Below are 17,469 nucleotides of genomic sequence, written 5' to 3'. Positions count from 1 at the left end.
GGAACCCTGCCGGGCCGCGAAAACAGATCACGCTAAACCGGGTGATCCGCCTTAGTGCGCAGCCGTTCAACCACCTCGACGAAGCGATTTCCGGCAATGTCGAGGCGACCGCTGTTGTCGATCACGCTGACATCCGGGCCTGAGGTCACGTCAGGAGCCTGGCGGCTGAGGCGCCGCAAAACTTCCTCTTCACTTTCGCGGCCGCGTTCGGCAAGCCGCTTTGCAAGCACCGGCGTCTCGGCTGTAACAACGACGACGGCGATCTCGCCGAAGGCTTCGCGGAACGCCGGCAGGGCACCACGGCTGCCATTGACGATCGCCGTCATGCCGTTCCTGACATTCCTGAGCACGACGGCGGGGATGCCGTATTTCAGCCCATGCGCATCCCAGAAAACGGCGAAGGCGCCGTCCTTCTGCATCTCGACGAACTCGTCTTCCGAGACGCTTTCATGCACCTCACTGCCGGCATCCGACGGACGGGTGATGACGCGGCGGACGAAATGCACGTCATGACAATCCGCAAAATGCCGGGCGGCAAAGCCCATGACGCTGTCCTTGCCGGCGCCGCTTGGTCCAACGACGACGACAAGCGCGCCGCCCTGGTTGTTCGCGCTCATGCGACACGCCGTCCTTCGCGCCAGACGGAGCGCACGACCGGGATGCCTTCCTTGCGATGGACGCGAGCGATATCGGCGCGAAGGCCGACGCCGATGCGGCCGCGGTCATCGAGACCGACGGTACGCGCCGGCGTCGACGTCACCATGGCGATTGCCTTTGGCAGGTCGACGGCGTCGAGTTCGTCGGAGAGCACGAAGGGGGCGTGGATCAGGCTGAAGGGCACATAGTCCGACGACAGCACGTCGAGAACGCCGCGCTCGGCGAGATCGCGGGCGGCAATGTTGCCGGAGTGCGACTTGCCGCGCACGATGTTCGGCGCGCCCATCAGAACGCTGAGGCCCGCGCGGTGCGACGCCTCGGCGGCCTCGAAGCTCGTCGGGAACTCCGCAAGCTTGATGCCGAAGCCGATCGATTCCTCGACGTGGTCGACGGTCGCGTCGTCATGGCTGGCGATCGTGATGCCGCGGGCCGCACAGGCCTCGGCGAGCGCGGTGCGGTGCGGACCGGCATACTTGGCCGACAACGCCTGCTGCCGCTCGACGAAGCGCGCGAATTCCTCGTCCGAGAAGCCGCGCTTTGCTTTGTAGTAGAGCGTGTACTGGTCCATCGTCTGGAACTGGCGCTGACCCGGCGCATGGTCCATCAGCGAGACGAGCTTGACCTGCGGATCGTTCTGGAAGTCCTCGTAGTGATCGAGCACGTCGGACGTTGAAACTTCGCAGCGCAGGTGGATCAGGTGATCGGCGCGAAGGCGACCCTCTTCCTTGGCCTGGGCCAGCGCGTCGGCCATGCTGCGCATCTCGCCCTTCTGGAATCCGCCATCCTCGTCGGAGCCGAGACGCAGGCAGTCGAAGACCGTGGTGATGCCGGAGGTGACCACCTGTGCGTCATGGGCCTGGATTGCCGCGATCTTCAGCCAGCGCACGCCCGGGCGCGGCGAGTAGTGGGCTTCGAGGTGGTCGGTGTGCAGCTCGATGAGGCCGGGGATCAGATAGTCGCCTTCAAAGTCCTCGCCGCTGGCAACCGTGCCCTCGGAAATGTCGGCAATCTTGCCGTCGCGGATCAGCACCGAACCATCGAGGATGCTATCCTCGAGGACGATGCGGGCGTTGGTCAAAACCTGTTCTTTGCTCATCTCATGCGATCTTTCGTTGGGTGTCGCTGCCGAGCGGCAGCAGGGAGCGGACAGTAAAGGGTGCGCCGCGCTCCGGTTCGACGAAGAGCGCGACTGACGTGACGTGAAGTGGCTTGCCGATATGCTCGGCAAAGGTGGTTTCGAGCGCGGTACGCATCACGCCGCTGGTTTGCGTGGGCACCGGGCCAGTCAAGGTCAGGTGGAACTGGAACTCTTCGAAAACATAGGGATAGCCCCATTCTTTGAGGTAGCGCCTCTGGCGCTCCGGCAGGCTGTTTGGCTTGCGGCGGGCAAAGTCGGCGTCCGACAGCGGCGCGCGGAACGGGTCGAAGCGGTGAACGGCGTCTTCGGCCAAATCCAGCAGGTCGACGCAAGGCGCGGACGGCACGAGTGCGAAGAACGGGCCCAACTGGTGCAGCACGATTTCGGGGATCTCGAACGGGTCGAGGTCGGCGGCAAAGCACTCGAAAATACTTAGGAGCTCGTCTTCGTCCCGGCCTTCGGCAAGCTCGAAGGGAGCCTTCAGCGTACCGTGGAAACCGTAGCGCCGCGGGTCAGCCGTCAATGTGCGTTGCGTCTCTTCGTCAATCCCGGCGATCGTCGGAAGCGTGAGGTCCTCACCGGTAAAGGCGTCGCGTCCCAGCCAACGGGACGCGACCTGCGACAGCCGGTCGTCCGCCGGCGGCGCGAAATAGATGGCATAACGCACGGTCTTCACTTTCTTGTAGCGACCGGCCCGCCAGGGCGGCGGGTCGATTGTTTGCGGGGATGCGATGCGCAGCTAGCCGATTTCCATGACAACATCATGATGGCGGACACGCAAATGCTTGGCTGTCGTCAATGTGCCTTGCTGCCCATCAGGCGCGAACGGCACGCGTTCGAGATGCTGTCGAAAATAAAGACAACCAGCAAGATCAGAAGCACCATATAGGCGACATTTTCCCAATCGGAATTGGTACGCATCGCTTCCCAGAGTTTGAGGCCGATACCGCCGGCGCCGACGGCGCCGATGATCGTCGCCGAGCGAGTGTTCGATTCCCAGAAGTAGAGCGCCTGGCTGGCAAAAACCGGCAGCACCTGCGGAAGCACGCCGAAGCGCTGCACGGCGAGCGGCGTCGCTCCGACCGACTTCACGCCCTCGCGCTGCTTGTCATCGATGTTTTCCAGCGCCTCGGAATAGAGTTTGCCAAGCGTACCGGTGTCGGTGAAGAAGATCGCGGAGATGCCGGCAAGCGGTCCGGGGCCGAAGGCGCGGGTGAAGAACAGTGCCCAGATGAACATGTCCACCGACCGCAGGAAGTCGAAGAAGCGCTTGACCACCTGGTTGGTCAGGAAGCTCGGCGTGATGTTTCTGGCGGCAAGGAAGCAGAGCGGGAAGGCGATCAGCGACGCAAAGAGCGTGCCGACGAAAGCCATGACAACCGTCTGCAACAGCTTCGTCCAGACGTCCAGATGCTGCCATTCGGCGTTATAGAGGATGTTGTTCCAGGCGAGCGAAAGGTTCGAACGCGTCGGGTCGATCTGTTCGCCGGATGTGATGAGCGCGACGACCTCGCCATAGCTTTTGCCGAAGAAGGGCGAGTTGGTGTCGAACAGGAAGTTCGCCCAACCGAAGAAGCGGTTGCGGACGGAAACCTCGTCGCCTTCCACTTCAGCCCACCCGGTGGCGCCAAAGGCAAGCACGATCTTTTCGCCTGGCCGCTTCTGTGTCGCCCAGGCGGGCAGTTGGCCCTGCGGCCTCACCGTGTCGACGCCGTCTACGGTCATCACAAACGTGTCACCGCCATGGGTAGCCTTCACCAGGCCATCGGCGATCTCGATCCTGGTCGAGCGGTCGTAGGTTACGACGACGCGCGTCAGCACGTCTTCCGTCCGGGTTTCGATACGGTTCTGCGTTTCGGCAGCGGCTGTGCCACCGAGCGCGGAGCCGGGCGCCATGAAGCTGAACGACGAGCTTGCCTTCGGCTTGACCGCCTGCGCGGTGGAGGCCGGTATCTCGACCTGGCGCGTCACCGTCTGCCTGTCGAGCTCCACCCAATCCGGATTGGGATTGGGCCCGAGCGGCGAATTGCGCTGATAGTTGAGACGCATCGTACGGTCGGGGGCGACGTGGATTTCCGGGCGTACCTCATAGGAAACCCAGTCGGCGAGGTAGGTGCCAGCGATGCCCCAGTTGGCATTGCCGAGCACGTGGCCGATCGAGAAGAACCACCAGCTGAAGATGAGGTAGGCGACGACGCCGCCGGCGATGGCTGCGGTGCGCACGCGGCTGGAGGTCGAGGATTTGAGGAGGTCGGGATGGCGGCTCGCGATCGCGTCCATTTCCATCGGGTTCAATCGTGTGGTCGTGGTCATGGTACGCACCTACTGGGCAAGCTGGAAGGCCTGCTCGCCAATGAGGCGGCGGCGAAGCCAGGCGGAAAACTGGTCGACGGCAAAAATGGTCGCAAACAGCAGGAGGACGATTGCAAGGGTCTTGGCCTGGTGTCCCTGGCCGATCGAAAGGCGCAGCAATTCGCCGATGCCGCCGCCACCGACGGCGCCGATGATCGTCGAGGCGCGCACGTTGATCTCGAGGCGCAGCAGGAAATAGCTGGTGAAATTGGGCAGCACCTGCGGCACCATGCCAAACCAGACGCGCTCGATCCAGTTGCCGCCGGCAGCCCGCAGGCCCTCGTCCGGCTTCATGTCGGCGTTTTCGACCACTTCATAAAAGAGCTTGCCGAGCGCGCCGATCGTGTGGATCGAGACAGCGGCGATCGCCGGAATGGGGCCGAGCGAGAGGATCGCGAGGAAGAAGCCGGCGATCACCACCTCCGGAAAGGCCCGGAGAACTTCCATGATGCGGCGAACGATGCCGCGGATCCACGGATTGGGCATCAGGTTGCGCGCGGCAAGGAAGCAGAGCACGAAGCCGAAGGCCGTACCGATCACCGTCGAAAAGATCGCGATGTTCACGGTCTCCAGCATCTTGTGCACGTATTCGGGGATGTAGAAGCTTTCGGTCAGGTACAGCCGGCCCTCGGGGTAGTTGTACTTGAAGCTGCCATCGTCATAGGGCGAGGGCAGGTCGAACATGGCGCGGAAAATTTCTAGCCCGTCGCGCGGCGCGAGATCGCCGACGAAATCGAAGAAATGCGGCAAACGGTCGAAGAACTTGCCGGCATTGGAATCGTTGGCGAACCAGAGCGAGCCCGATAGCGCCAGGAGGAGAACGCCGAAGCCAAGCCAGGAATAGAGCCGGCGGCGGGAACTGAGTTCCTGCCAGTGACGCTCGATGACGGCGCCGTTGTCGCTCAGATGTCGCGGGAGCAGGGAAGTTGCCATGACCGTTCCGGCTTTCGCCGGCCTCTTGAGCATTTCCAGGTAAAGTGCGAAGCGGTTTTCCGCCCCGGAAATGCGTGAAAACAATGCGGCGAAGGATGCGAAAGCACCCCTTCAAACAGTGAAACGCTGGCCGTTTGGGCGGCCAGCGTTCCCGAGTGGTGCGGGTCTATCAGCCGCCGATCGTCGCCTTGCGGGCGTCGATGATCGGCTTGTAGAAGTCGGCGTTGACTTCGGTGTAGCCGGTGAAGTCACCGCCCTGGATGGCCGAGAAGCAGGCCGCGTCGGTCTTCGGCAGGTCCAGCATGAACTGCTTGAACTTCGCCTTCATGTCGTCGTTCATCGTGTTGCGCACGACGATCGGGCCGTTCGGGATCAGCGGCGACTTCCAGAGCTCGACCAGGTCGTTCATGTCGAGGATGCCCTTGTCGACCATCTTCTTCAGGTTGCCCGAGGTGTAGCCGTCCTTGAATTCGCCGACGCCCGAGCCGAAGGTCGTGCCGGCATCGAAGGTGCCCTTGACGACTTCGAGAACGAGGTTTTCGTGACCGCCGCCGAAGCCGGTTTCACCGAAGAATTCCTTGACCGGGGCGCCGATCGCTTCCGGGAGCGTGACGAGCGGGACGAGGTAGCCCGAGGTCGAGTCCGGGTCGGCGAAGCCGAGCTTCTTGCCCTTCAGGTCTTCGATCTTGGTGATGCCGGAATCCTTGCGGGCAACCATGATCGAGTGGTAGCCGGTCGAACCGTCGGTCTGAACGGTCGTCAGGATCGGCTCGACGGCGTCAGCCTTGGCGAGGTAGATCTTGGCGTAGCCGGAAGCGCCGAGTTCGGCGTAGTCGAGCGTGCCGCCGAGCAGGCCCTGGATGACGCCGTCATAGTCGGCGGCCGGGAACAGCGAGACCTTCTCGACGCCAATGGCGGCCGGCAGCTTGTCGACCAGGCACTGGAAGTTGCGCAGGCGGTCGGCTTCGTTTTCGCCGCCGAGGATGCCGATGCGGAATTCCTTCAGGTCTTCAGCCTGGGCGTGGCCGACGAGGGCGAGGAGCGCTACGGCGCCCAGAAGAGCTTTCTTCAGCATAAGGTTCTCCCGTGTCCGGCTTGGCCGGATCCTATTGGGTTTCAAAGAGGTGCCCTTGACGCGGGCTTTCGATCATGGCGGGCGTCAGATGCCGGCCAGTGCCAGCGGCTTGAGGCCGGCCGATGCCGTTTCTTCCTGCGGTACTGCCGCCGGAATGTTGATGCTGGTGGAGGTCATCGATTCCTCGATGCCTGTGTCGGCGCCGTAGATCTCGGCAACCGCTGCCGCGGTCAGATCCTTGGGTTGGCCGTCGAAGACGACGCGGCCATGCGCCATGCCGATGATGCGTTCGCAATAGTTGCGGGCGGTATCGAGCGTGTGGAGGTTGGTGATCACCGTGATGCCATCGCGCTCGTTGATATCGCGCAGCGCATCCATGACGATCTTGGCGTTCAGCGGGTCGAGCGAGGCGATCGGCTCGTCGGCAAGCAGAACCTTCGGCTGCTGCATCAGCGCGCGGGCGATCGCGACGCGCTGTTGCTGGCCACCGGAAAGCGTGCCGGCCGGCTGGAGCGCGGTCTGCTCGATGCCGAGGCGCTCAAGTGCGCCGATCGCCATGATGCGTTCTTCACGGGTAAACATGTTGAGGATGCTCAAGACGGTCGAGCGGTGGTTGAGACGCCCGAGAAGCACGTTGGTGAGCACGTCGAGGCGCGGCACCAGGTTGAACTGCTGGAAGATCATCGCGCAGTCGCGCTGCCAGGTGCGAAGGGCAGCACCGCGCAGCGACGAAACTTCCGTGCCATCGAAGACGATCGAGCCGGACGACAGATCGACGAGGCGGTTGATCATACGCAGAAGCGTCGACTTGCCGGCGCCCGAGCGGCCGATCACGCCGACCATCTGCCCTTGCGGTATGTCGAAGGTAACCGAACTCACGGCTGTCTTCTTGCCGAACTGGCGGGTTACATTCTTCAACTGAAACATGTCTAGCAGGTCCTCTTCCGGGGAGACCGGTCATCGGTATGACCCTGCCATATCGGCGCTTCATGAAGCCGGAATGTCAGTTTGTTGTAAGTTCTGTTACAGTTCACAGCCCCGCATGTTTGGTTAACAAAATTTGAATGGCTGCGCGCAGGCGCCTGCGCTCCCCGTCAACTTCAAGGGGCGCGCATCAACATCGAGCGGATATCTGTGGTCGGAGCCGCCGTCGCGGCGCAGGACCGGCGCAGTTGCTAGCTCTGTGGACCGGGGTCCAGCGTCGCGCCGGGAATATAGAGCGCAATCGGCCGGATCTCGTAGATCGCGGTCGGATTGGAGCGGCGCAATTCGCGCGCGGCGTCAACTGCCGCGTCGATGGCCGGGAAGTCGACGACGTAGAGGCCGAGCAATTGCTCCTTGGTTTCGGCGAAGGGGCCATCGGTGACAATGCCTTCGCCCTTGCCCCTCAGCGTCACAGCACCTTCGGTAGGCCCGAGCCGTGCGGCCGGGCCAAAGGCCTTCTGCTGGACGAACCGGTCATGAACTTCAAGCAGGTCGGACATCAGCGCTGCGTCCTCCTCCTCGGTCCAGGATTCGACGACGCCTGCTGTATGGTAGGCCAAGATTGCGTAATACATGAACCGTCCTCCCGCGCGTATTCGTGTCAGGTTTTGCCGGCCGCATCAACGCCTCGTCGTGCGGACGGCGTCACCGAGCGTGCCACCGGAGTGGGGCGCGTGTTCAGCGGATCAGCCCCAGGCCGCCGCAGCCCAGCGACAGGCCTGCCTGGCAATCCGAGAACGGCGCTTGATCTCGCCGCGGGCTGCTGCGTCGCGGGCCCTCCAGACGGGGCCGCGCGCGAGCGAGCGGGCAACTTCGCGCCCGGGTAGATATCTTCGGCTGAGCGCGCGAAGGCCTTCATCGATCGCGGCATTGCCGAAGACCTCGTCACAGTCGTATTTCGACCCCGGCGCGGCCCGCAGTATCGTGCTGGGCGTGGCCTTCCTCGCCTGCGGCCAACTCTGCTCGGGCTAGCGTTCCAATCGAGCCGGGCTGAACTTTACGGCATCGAGGCCGATCGCTTCGAAGGCCTCGGGCGCTGGTGCACCGACGAGGAGGCTTGCGGCGAATGCGCCGAGCGCCGGTGAGGTGAGGATGCCGTAGCCGCCCTGGCCGGCGAGCCAGAAGAAATCCGGTCGCTCGCGGGCAAAGCCGATCACTGGAAGCTTGTCCGGCGAGAAGCTGCGCATGCCGGCCCAACTCTTGAAGATACGGCGCACCGGCACGGTCGTTGCCTCCTCGACGTAGTGCGCAGCCCAGGCGACGTCGATCTCCTCCGGCTGGACGTCGGTCGGATCGCACGGCGTTGCGTCGGCGGGCGAGGAAAGCAGCCGCCCGCCTTCGGGCTTCATGTAGAAGTCTTCATCGATCTCGTTGATTTCGGGCAGCGTCAGCGCGTCGATGCCTTCGGGCAGGTCGACGGTGATTGCGGTGCGGCGATGCGGCACGATGCCGATGGGGGCGACGCCGAACGATTGTGCGACGGGATCGGCCCAGCCGCCGGCAGCATTGACGATCGTCTTTGCACTGACTTCGCCGGCACTCGTCGCCAGCACCCAGCGGTCGCCGTTCCGGCGCGGCGCCAGCACGTCCGAGCGCTCGATAATTACCGCGCCATGGCGACGCGCGCCCCGGACGTAACCCTGCAGCAGGTTCTCGACTTCGATGTCCCAGAATTGCGGATCGTAATAGGCCGCAGCCACATAGTCGCGGCGCAGGATCGGCACACGCGCGATCGCCTCGTCGACGGTCAGCCGTTCAATTTCGGCGTTGGCACGGCTCTCCGCGGCAAACACCTCTTCGAACCGGGCAACTTTCTCGGCATTGGCGATCATGACGCCACCGCGCTGCTTGAGCAGCGCCACTTCGGAGAAGCCCTCAGGTGGATTATCGAAAAAGCCCTTGGATATCGCCGCCAGCGCACAGACCTCCGGCGCGTTATAGCGCAGCACGAACTCTGCCGCCGAGCGGCCGGTGCTGTGATAGCCGAGCCCTTCTTCCCGCTCGATCACCACGACGGAGCGATGCGGTGCCAGGAAATAGGCAAGCGACAGGCCGGCGATTCCACCGCCAATGATCGCCACGTCGTAGTCTTGCATGTCCGCCTCCGTTAGTTGTCGGCCGGACCATAGGCAAGGCGTCATCTGTGTTCAAATTTATAACTGGAAAGGTGGCTATCAATCCTGATGATGGTCGGCCCGATCGTCGAGGCAGTGGTCCAGCGGCTCCGTATCGGCCACATGGGCAAGAAATGCGGCCTCTGCCGGATTGAGGATCGCATTCGGATTGGAGATGCGGAAGACATCGGTGCTGGGCAGATCGCTATAGGGCGGCAGCTGCCACAGTTGGCCCGCCGCGACGGCTGGCGATGCCAAGTGATCCGGCAGCATGCCGATGCCGACATTGGAGGCGATCAGCCGCATCACCTCCTCGACATTGCAGGAGACGGCGCGGACCTGCTGGCCAAAAGACCCGATCGCGCGCACGGCGGTTACCGAGTTCATGTGCTGGCCGCCCAAAACGTCGGCGATGAAAGCGATATAGGGATTGCCCCTGAGGTCGTTGAAGTCGACACCTTCGACCCCGAAAAGCGGATGGCTTCTGCCGCAATAGAGCGCATAGCGCTCGCGCACGTGAAACCGCCTGTTCAGCCAGTCGGGAATGTTGCCGTCGCATAGGCCCATGGTCGCAACATTGCGCTCGACGGCGCTCAACACATCCACGGTAGTTGCGACCGTGACCGACAGCGTGACCTTGGGGTGCAGGCGAAAGAAGCTTTCGAGCTTGCGGTCCCAGGCGGGATTATGCGCGTGGCTGACCGAGTGGATGTTGAGATGGCCGGTGATCTCCTCGCCGGCGGTTTCAAGAACATTCGGCAGGCGGATGACGGCTGCGAAGATATCGCGGCACTGCGCATGCAGGCGCGCACCGGCGTCGGTCAGGTTGAAACGCCCGGGACGCCGGTCGATGAGTTTCTGGCCGACGGTTTGCTCCAACCGCTTCAACGCCATGCTGACGGCCGGCTGTTGCAGGAGCAACCGGTTGGCGGCGGCCGTGATGCTGCCTTCCTCGACGAGCACGACGAAGGTGCGCAGCAGATTCCAGTCGAGATTGTGGGCAAAGCGTTCGAGGCGGTCATTGGCCATGGTCGTGGCTTGCTTCTGATCTCTGGCGTTGAACTGGCCCTTTGTTCTGCAAGGAGGGAAGCGGAGCGAAGGACGTCCGTTCTTGTCGTCATATTCCAGCGAATTTGCAACATGGGCTGCTCGATGGCGAGGGAGGGGCCATTCCCCGGACGCATGAGGCGGTGCCTCAATTTCGTTTGAAACGGCATGCACCCCTTGCGATAACGTGAGCCGAATAATCCGATGGGAGAGAAACATGGCCGGCAAGACGCAATTTCAATGGGATGATCCGTTCCTCCTCGACGATCAGTTGACCGAGGACGAGCGTATGATCCGCGACACCGCGCGGGCCTATGCGCAGGACCGGCTGCAGCCGCGCGTCATCGACGCCTACCGCGAAGAATCGACCGATCCGGAGATCTTCCGCGAGATGGGCGAGCTCGGTCTGCTCGGCGTCACCGTTTCCGAAACCTATGGCGGCGTCGGCGCTTCCTACGTTGCCTACGGCCTCGTTGCCCGCGAAGTCGAGCGCGTCGATTCGGGCTACCGCTCGATGATGAGCGTGCAGTCGTCGCTGGTGATCTATCCGATCTATGCCTATGGTTCTGAGGAGCAGAAGCAGAAGTACCTGCCGAAGCTCATCAGCGGCGAGTGGATCGGCTGCTTCGGCCTGACCGAGCCGGACGCCGGTTCTGACCCGGCCGGCATGAAGACGCGCGCCATCAAGACCGAGAGCGGCTACCGCCTCGTCGGCTCGAAGATGTGGATCTCTAACGCACCGATCGCCGATGTCTTCGTTGTCTGGGCAAAGTCGGAAGCGCATGGAGGCGCCATCCGCGGTTTCGTGCTCGAAAAGGGCATGAAGGGTCTGTCCGCCCCGAAGATCGCCGGCAAGCTGTCGCTGCGGGCGTCGATCACCGGCGAAATCGTCATGGACAATGTCGAGGTCGGCGAAGAAGCGCTGCTGCCGAACGTCGAGGGTCTCAAGGGCCCGTTCGGCTGCCTCAACCGTGCCCGCTACGGTATCTCCTGGGGTGCGCTCGGCGCTGCCGAGTTCTGCTGGCATGCGGCGCGTCAGTACGGTCTCGATCGCAAGCAGTTCAACCGGCCGCTGGCGCAGACGCAGCTCTTCCAGAAGAAGCTTGCCGATATGCAGACGGAGATCACGCTCGGCCTGCAGGGGTCGCTGCGCGTCGGCCGCCTGATGGACGAAGGCCGCATGGCCCCGGAAATGATCTCGATCGTCAAGCGCAACAATTGCGGCAAGGCGCTCGACATCGCCCGCATGGCCCGCGACATGCACGGCGGCAACGGCATCTCGGAGGAATACCAGGTCATGCGCCACATGGTGAACCTCGAGACCGTCAACACCTACGAGGGCACGCATGACGTCCATGCGCTGATCCTCGGTCGCGCCCAGACCGGCTTTCAGGCCTTCTTCTGAGCGGTGCCGTCATGGAAACGCCGCTGAAGGGCATTCGTGTCCTGGAATTGGCCCGCATTCTGGCGGGCCCATGGATCGGCCAGACGCTGGCCGATCTCGGTGCCGACGTCATCAAGGTGGAAAGCCCGGCCGGCGACGACACCCGCACCTGGGGCCCGCCCTTCGTTGCGGACGAGGAAGGCGAGAAGCTCGACGCCGCCTATTTCCACGCCTGCAACCGCGGCAAGCGCTCGGTGGTGCTCGACTTCACGACCGAGGAGGGGCAGGAGGCCGTGCGCCGCCTTGCCGCCCAGTCGGACGTGCTGCTTGAGAACTTCAAGGTTGGCGGGCTTACGAAATACGGGCTCGACTACGAGAGTCTGAAGAAGATCAATCCGCGGCTGATCTACTGCTCGGTCACTGGCTTTGGCCAGGATGGTCCCTATGCGCACCGCGCCGGCTACGACTACATCGTCCAGGGCATGAGCGGCATCATGGACCTGACCGGTGAGCCCGATCGCGAGCCACAGAAAATCGGCGTCGCCTTCGCCGATATCTTCACCGGTCTTTACGGCGTGATTGCCGTGCAGGCAGCACTTGCCCAGCGCGAGCGCACCGGCGAGGGGCAGCAGATCGACATGGCGCTGCTCGACTGCATGACGGGCGTGCTTGCCAACCAGGCGCTCAACTTCCTCGTCTCGGGCAAGGCGCCGCGCCGGCTCGGCAATGCGCACCCGAACATCGCGCCCTATCAGGTCTTCCCGACCTCGGACGGTCACCTGATCGTCGCTGTTGGTAACGACCGGCAGTTCGTGAAGTTCTGCACCCTGCTCGGGCGTTCGGATCTTGCGACCGACGAGCGTTATCTGACCAACGCGCTTCGCGTGCAGAACCGGGACACGTTGACGCCGGAACTCGCCGCCGAAACCGCGAAGATCGAGCGCGACACGCTGTTGAAGTTGCTGGAAGATGCAGGCGTGCCCGGCGGACCGATCAACACCGTTGCCGACGTCTTTGCCGATCCGCAGATCGAGCATCGGCAAATGCGTGTGGATACGCCGCATTCGGGGGCCGCTGCCGGTACGTCGCCCGGGGTCCGGACGCCGATCCGGTTTTCGGCCGCCGAGCTTGCGCTCGAGCGTGGCGTGCCGCGACTTGGAGAGCATACGGCCGAGGTGTTGGCCGAAATCGGGATGGACGCGTCGAAGAGCGATTAACGCAACGTGAGACGCTGAGTGTCTCGTTTAGGCGGGACCTGAAGAAAATAGCGAAAGCCCTGGAAATCGGAGAGATTTCCAGGGCTTCTTTGTTAAGCCTTGAGGGCGCGATCAAAGACGCGCGACAGCCGTTCGGCGAAGCCGCGCGGGTCCTGCGGCTTGTCGCCATCGAGCACGCGCGCCTGGTCGAGCAGGAGTTGGACGGCGTCCGTGCGGAACGCCGTATCGCCGGCGGGGCTCGCGGCCATGGCGGTGATCAGAGCGTGGCTCGGGTTGATCTCAAGGATCGGCTTGGGGGCGTCGTCGAGACGGCCAGCACCTTGCAGCATCTTTTCGAGCTGGCGGTCGGGGCCGTGTTCGGGTGCCACCAGGCAAACGGCGCTTTCCGTCAGGCGGTCGGAGGTGCGCACGTCCGAGACGGACGCACCGAGCGTCTCCTTGGCGAACGCGACGAAGTCGATGACCAGCTGGCTGGCCTGCGGCGCTTCTTCCTTGGCCCCCTCGGCCTTGGCGATGGCGCTGAGATCGGCCGCACCCTGCGTGATCGACTTCCACGGCTTTCCGTCGAAATCGGGCGCGGATGTGACCCAGAAGCTATCGACCGGATCGGTCAACAGCAACACCTCGATCCCGCGGGCGCGAAAACCTTCGAGCTGTGGTGAGGCCTTGAGCTGGGCAAGGTTGTCACCGGTCAAGTAATAGATCGCCGACTGGCCGTCCTTCATGTCCTTGACGTAATCGGTAAGGCTGCGCTGGCTCGCATCCGAAGTAGTGGTGCGGAAGCGCGACAGCGCCACCAGCTGCTCGCGGCGCTCGTAATCCTCATAGATGCCTTCCTTCAGCACGCTGCCGAAGTTTTCCCAGAGCTTGTCGAAGGTCTCTGTCTCGTTTTCCGCAAGCTTCTCGATCGCCGTCAGCACGCGATTGGTGACGCCCTTGCGGATGCTGGCGAGCAGCGGGCTTTCCTGGATCATCTCGCGCGAAACGTTGAGCGGCAGGTCCGACGTGTCGACGAGGCCGCGCACGAAACGCAGGTAACGCGGCAGCAATTCCGCTTCGTCGGTGATGAAGACGCGCTTGACGTAGAGCTTCATCCGGCCCTTGCGGTCCGGGTCGAACAGATCGAATGGCTTGGAGCCGGGCACGAAGGCAAGGGCCGTATATTCATGGCGGCCTTCGGCGCGGAAATGCACGGTCAGCGCTGGGTCGTCATATTGGCCGGCGACGCCGCGGTAGAAATCGGCGTAGTCTTCCTTGCTGATCTCGCTCTTCTGCTTGGTCCAGAGCGCGGTGCCGTCCCCGACCTGGACAGGCTCGGCATCGGGCTTTTCGAGAATCGAGATAGGCACCGGCACGTGGCCGGATTGGTCCTTGACGATGCGCTCGACGGTCCAGCGCGACGTGTAGGTCTTGGCGTCTTCCATCAGGTGCAGCGTGATGCGTGTGCCGCGCGCCGGGGCGTCCGCAAGTTCGGCTGCGGAAACGGTGTAGCTGCCCTTGCCGTCGGACGACCACAGGAAGGCGTGCTCCGAGCCGGCGCGGCGCGAGACCACATCGACCTTGTCGGCGACCATGAAGGCGGAATAGAAGCCGACGCCGAACTGGCCGATGAGCTGCGCGCCCTCCTTGCCCTGGGCGGCTTCAATGCGCTCCATGAAGGCGCGTGTGCCCGAGCGGGCGATGGTGCCGAGCGCTTCGACAAGCTCGTCGCGACCCATGCCGATGCCGTTGTCCTCGACGATGAGCCGGTTGTTTTCCTCGTCCAGCGTCAGGGTGATGCGCGGGGTCGGGTCGCCCGCCAGAAGCTCCGGCGAGACGATCGCCTCATAACGCAGCTTCTCGCAGGCATCCGCCGCGTTCGAAATCAGTTCGCGGAGGAAGACGTTCTTGTCGGAATAGACCGAATGCACCATCAAATGGAGCAGTCGCGCCACATCGGCTTCGAAGACATGTTTCTCTACGGACATTTCGGTTTCGCTCATTGCCTGGCAACTCCTTTGGGTTTCGCCCCAATTGGCAAGCTGTGTCCTGAATTTCAAGGCCCGACTTGCGCACTCCCCATTTCTGGACAATGCTGCACTGCGAAAGATCACTCAACACCAGCGAAACGATGCTTCTTCAACGGGGTCGAAGGCGAGGAATTCGCAAGGGCGACAAGTCGCCGTAACACTCCGCTGTTATGTTCCTGCGACCCGGACAGATGGTCCTGGGTCATCATGCCGAGTTCATATCGCGCTCTGCCGCCAGTCGATTTGACTAAGGTCAATGCGCGACGAATTGCGTTGCTCTATTGGCCTTGGCGACGGGGCTGACCTTCAATCGCACCGAGGAGTGGACATCATGCCCAAGCATTCCACGAGCCCGACAATCCCGACTTTCGCAGATGCCTATTCCTTTTCGCTCGATGCCTGGCAACGTTCGATCCTTTTTCTCGATGTCATGCGTCAGCGCGGCGCGCAATACGAGGAACATCGCACGCAGACCGCGCCGAACGTGCTGGAGTTCGAGGCCCAGCTTGTTACCGATGGGCGCACGCTCGCCCGGCCGGTGAACTATGCGCTGGTCAGCATCGTTCCGCCCGAGGGCGTCACGGTCGATCCGACCAAGCGTCCCTTCGTCGTCGTCGACCCCCGGGCCGGCCACGGCCCCGGCATTGGCGGCTTCAAGGCCGACAGTGAAATCGGTGTCGCGCTGAAAGCGGGCCATCCCTGCTACTTCATCGGCTTCTTGCCGGATCCGGTTCCTGGACAGACGATCGAGGACATCGCACTGGCCGAAGCCGGCTTTCTCGAAACCGTCATCGCCCGCCATCCGCAAGCGGACGGAAAGCCCTGTGTGATCGGAAACTGCCAGGCGGGTTGGGCGGTCACGATCGTCGCCGCGCTGCGTCCCGAACTCTTCGGCCCGATCATCATTGCCGGCGCGCCGCTGTCCTATTGGGCAGGCGTGCACGGGCAGAACCCGATGCGCTATTCCGGCGGGCTTCTCGGTGGCAGCTGGCTGACGGCGCTGACCGGCGACCTCGGCGGCGGCATATTCGACGGTGCCTGGCTGGTACAGAATTTCGAGAACCAGAATCCGGCCAACACCCTCTGGACCAAGCAATACAATCTCTATTCGAAGATCGACACGGAAGCCGCGCGCTACCTCGGGTTCGAACGCTGGTGGGGTGGCCACGTCACGCTCAATGCCGAGGAGATGCAGTTCATCGTCGACGAACTCTTCGTGGGCAACAAGCTTGCCGCGGGCGAAATCCGAACATCGGACGGCACGGCGATCGACCTTCGCAACATCCGCTCGCCGATCGTGGTCTTCTGCTCCAAGGGCGATAACATCACCCCGCCGCAGCAGGCGCTCGACTGGATCCTCGACCTCTATGACAGCGTCGACGAAATCCGGGCCTACGGCCAGACGATCGTCTACACCGTCCACGAGACCGTGGGACATCTCGGCATTTTCGTCTCCGTCGGCGTCGCGCGGAAGGAACATGACGAATTCGCCTCCAATATCGAGTTGATCGACGTGCTGCCGCCTGGGCTTTACGAGGCGGTGCTGACGCCGGCGAGCGAGGCGGCCGAGGGCAGGGCGCTCGTCTCCGGAGAATGGCTGATGCGCTGCGAGCCGCGCACCCTCGAGGACATCCGCGCTCTTGGCGGCAACGACATCGAGGATGACAGGCGTTTTGCCACCGCGGCGAAGCTTTCGGAGATCAATCTGGCACTCTATCGCACCTATCTGCAGCCAATGGTCAAGGCAGCGGCAACGCCGCCCGTGGCGGAGGCGATGCGCAACATGCACCCGCTGCGTCTGCAATACGCGCTTTTCGGGCCCGACAACCCCTTCATGGCCTGGACGTCGGCGCTGGCGGACTATGTCCGTGAAAACCGCGAACCTGCTGCCGCCGGCAACCCGTTCATCGCCTGGCAGGAGGCGCTGTCGCAGCAGATCGTGGACGGGTTAGAGACCTGGCGACGGACGGCTGAATATCTTTCGGAGCAAAGCTTCCACGCCATCTACGGCGCTCCGACCCTGCAAGCGGCACTCGGCATCGACACGAACTCAGACCAGCCGCCGCGCAAAGCGGAGAAGAGCCTCTTGCACCGCGAGCTCGTCAAGGCGCGGATCGCCGAACTCAAGGCCAGAATGGCCGTGGGCGGAACCTGTGAAGGTCTTGCCAGAGCCCTGACCTTCGTCGGCATGGCGCGCGGAGGCGCGGACGAACGCGGGTTCGAGGCTGTGCGCCGGCTCCGGCTTTCCCATCCGGAAGCAAAGCAACTGAGCCTGGCCGACTTCAAGACCGTTATGCGGGAGCAGTATTTCATGCTGCTGATCGACGAGGCGGCGGCGCTCGCCGCTCTTCCGAAGCTGCTACCGGAGGCGGTCGAGGAGCGTCGCAGTGCCTTTACGGCCCTTCGTGAGGTACTGGAGGCATCCGGAGCCGTGACGGGCGTGGCTGCCGAGCGGTTGCAGCAGGTTGCCGCGCTCTTCCGCCTGGACCGCGAGCCGCCGGTTCCGATCGCGGCGGGCAAGATCATTCGCAATCGCACCGCTACCTGATGAGGGAGTAT

At 63.2% G+C, this 17,469-nt stretch carries 14 protein-coding genes; 3 read left to right on the top strand and 11 right to left on the bottom strand.

Translation table 11 applies throughout. From position 1 onward, the window contains the following. Positions 1–32: 32 nt before the first annotated feature. The 10 genes from phnN to OVA00_RS01185 all read right to left on the bottom strand — a co-directional run bounded on the left by phnN (position 33) and on the right by OVA00_RS01185 (position 10,282). Positions 33–617 carry a phosphonate metabolism protein/1,5-bisphosphokinase (PRPP-forming) PhnN gene (gene phnN, locus OVA00_RS01230; RefSeq protein WP_268087717.1) on the bottom strand — a complete coding sequence of 195 codons (585 nt, stop codon included), beginning with the start codon at positions 615–617 and terminating at the stop codon, positions 33–35. Then, on the bottom strand, positions 614–1,753 hold the full coding sequence (locus tag OVA00_RS01225; RefSeq protein ID WP_060530314.1) for an alpha-D-ribose 1-methylphosphonate 5-triphosphate diphosphatase: 1,140 nt from the start codon (positions 1,751–1,753) through the stop codon (positions 614–616). Before OVA00_RS01225 ends, phnN begins: the two co-directional genes overlap by 4 nt. Position 1,754: 1 nt before the next feature. Then, positions 1,755–2,462 (bottom strand): DUF1045 domain-containing protein, encoded by a 708-nt coding sequence (locus OVA00_RS01220; protein WP_090295874.1) that lies wholly within the window; start codon positions 2,460–2,462, stop codon positions 1,755–1,757. Positions 2,463–2,590: 128 nt separating this feature from the next. Further along, a complete protein-coding gene (gene phnE / locus OVA00_RS01215) occupies positions 2,591–4,108 on the bottom strand; it encodes a phosphonate ABC transporter, permease protein PhnE (protein ID WP_192444820.1) in 1,518 nt (505 codons plus the stop codon). Between the two features lie 9 nt (positions 4,109–4,117). Beyond that, positions 4,118–5,080: a phosphonate ABC transporter, permease protein PhnE gene (phnE, locus tag OVA00_RS01210; protein WP_268087716.1), complete on the bottom strand. Its 963-nt coding sequence runs from the start codon at positions 5,078–5,080 to the stop codon at positions 4,118–4,120. Positions 5,081–5,249: 169 nt separating this feature from the next. Further along, entirely contained in the window at positions 5,250–6,155 is a 906-nt protein-coding gene (phnD, locus tag OVA00_RS01205) for a phosphonate ABC transporter substrate-binding protein (protein ID WP_034799586.1), read from the bottom strand. A gap of 84 nt (positions 6,156–6,239) precedes the next feature. After that, entirely contained in the window at positions 6,240–7,082 is an 843-nt protein-coding gene (gene phnC / locus OVA00_RS01200; RefSeq protein ID WP_034799588.1) for a phosphonate ABC transporter ATP-binding protein, read from the bottom strand. Between the two features lie 248 nt (positions 7,083–7,330). Beyond that, positions 7,331–7,714 (bottom strand): YciI family protein, encoded by a 384-nt coding sequence (locus OVA00_RS01195; protein ID WP_034799590.1) that lies wholly within the window; start codon positions 7,712–7,714, stop codon positions 7,331–7,333. A gap of 393 nt (positions 7,715–8,107) precedes the next feature. After that, positions 8,108–9,235 carry an NAD(P)/FAD-dependent oxidoreductase gene (locus OVA00_RS01190; RefSeq protein WP_034799591.1) on the bottom strand — a complete coding sequence of 376 codons (1,128 nt, stop codon included), beginning with the start codon at positions 9,233–9,235 and terminating at the stop codon, positions 8,108–8,110. A 78-nt stretch (positions 9,236–9,313) separates the two neighbouring features. Further along, positions 9,314–10,282, bottom strand: a complete 969-nt coding sequence (locus OVA00_RS01185) for a LysR family transcriptional regulator (protein ID WP_060530317.1) — start codon at positions 10,280–10,282, stop codon at positions 9,314–9,316. Positions 10,283–10,517: 235 nt separating this feature from the next. On the opposite strand from OVA00_RS01185, the gene OVA00_RS01180 reads away from it, so the two are divergent. Together OVA00_RS01180 and OVA00_RS01175 are read left to right on the top strand one after the other, a co-directional pair. Then, positions 10,518–11,705, top strand: coding sequence for an acyl-CoA dehydrogenase (locus OVA00_RS01180; protein WP_268087715.1), 1,188 nt, complete (start codon positions 10,518–10,520; stop codon positions 11,703–11,705). A gap of 11 nt (positions 11,706–11,716) precedes the next feature. Next, positions 11,717–12,901 carry a CaiB/BaiF CoA transferase family protein gene (locus OVA00_RS01175; protein WP_034799598.1) on the top strand — a complete coding sequence of 395 codons (1,185 nt, stop codon included), beginning with the start codon at positions 11,717–11,719 and terminating at the stop codon, positions 12,899–12,901. Between the two features lie 92 nt (positions 12,902–12,993). Here the strand turns inward: OVA00_RS01175 and htpG are convergent, their stop codons facing one another. Further along, positions 12,994–14,883: a molecular chaperone HtpG gene (gene htpG, locus OVA00_RS01170; RefSeq protein ID WP_060586224.1), complete on the bottom strand. Its 1,890-nt coding sequence runs from the start codon at positions 14,881–14,883 to the stop codon at positions 12,994–12,996. A gap of 358 nt (positions 14,884–15,241) precedes the next feature. Here htpG and OVA00_RS01165 point away from each other — a divergent pair, with 358 nt between their 5' ends. Then, complete coding sequence (locus tag OVA00_RS01165; RefSeq protein WP_268087714.1) at positions 15,242–17,458, top strand: DUF3141 domain-containing protein; 2,217 nt, start codon at positions 15,242–15,244, stop codon at positions 17,456–17,458. Positions 17,459–17,469: the final 11 nt, after the last annotated feature.

Origin of the sequence: Ensifer sp. SL37, assembly GCF_026672675.1 — a bacterium.
GTDB lineage: Bacteria > Pseudomonadota > Alphaproteobacteria > Rhizobiales > Rhizobiaceae > Ensifer > Ensifer adhaerens.
Note: the sequence above shows the minus strand (reverse complement) of the source record. Positions and strands in the feature narration are given on the sequence as shown.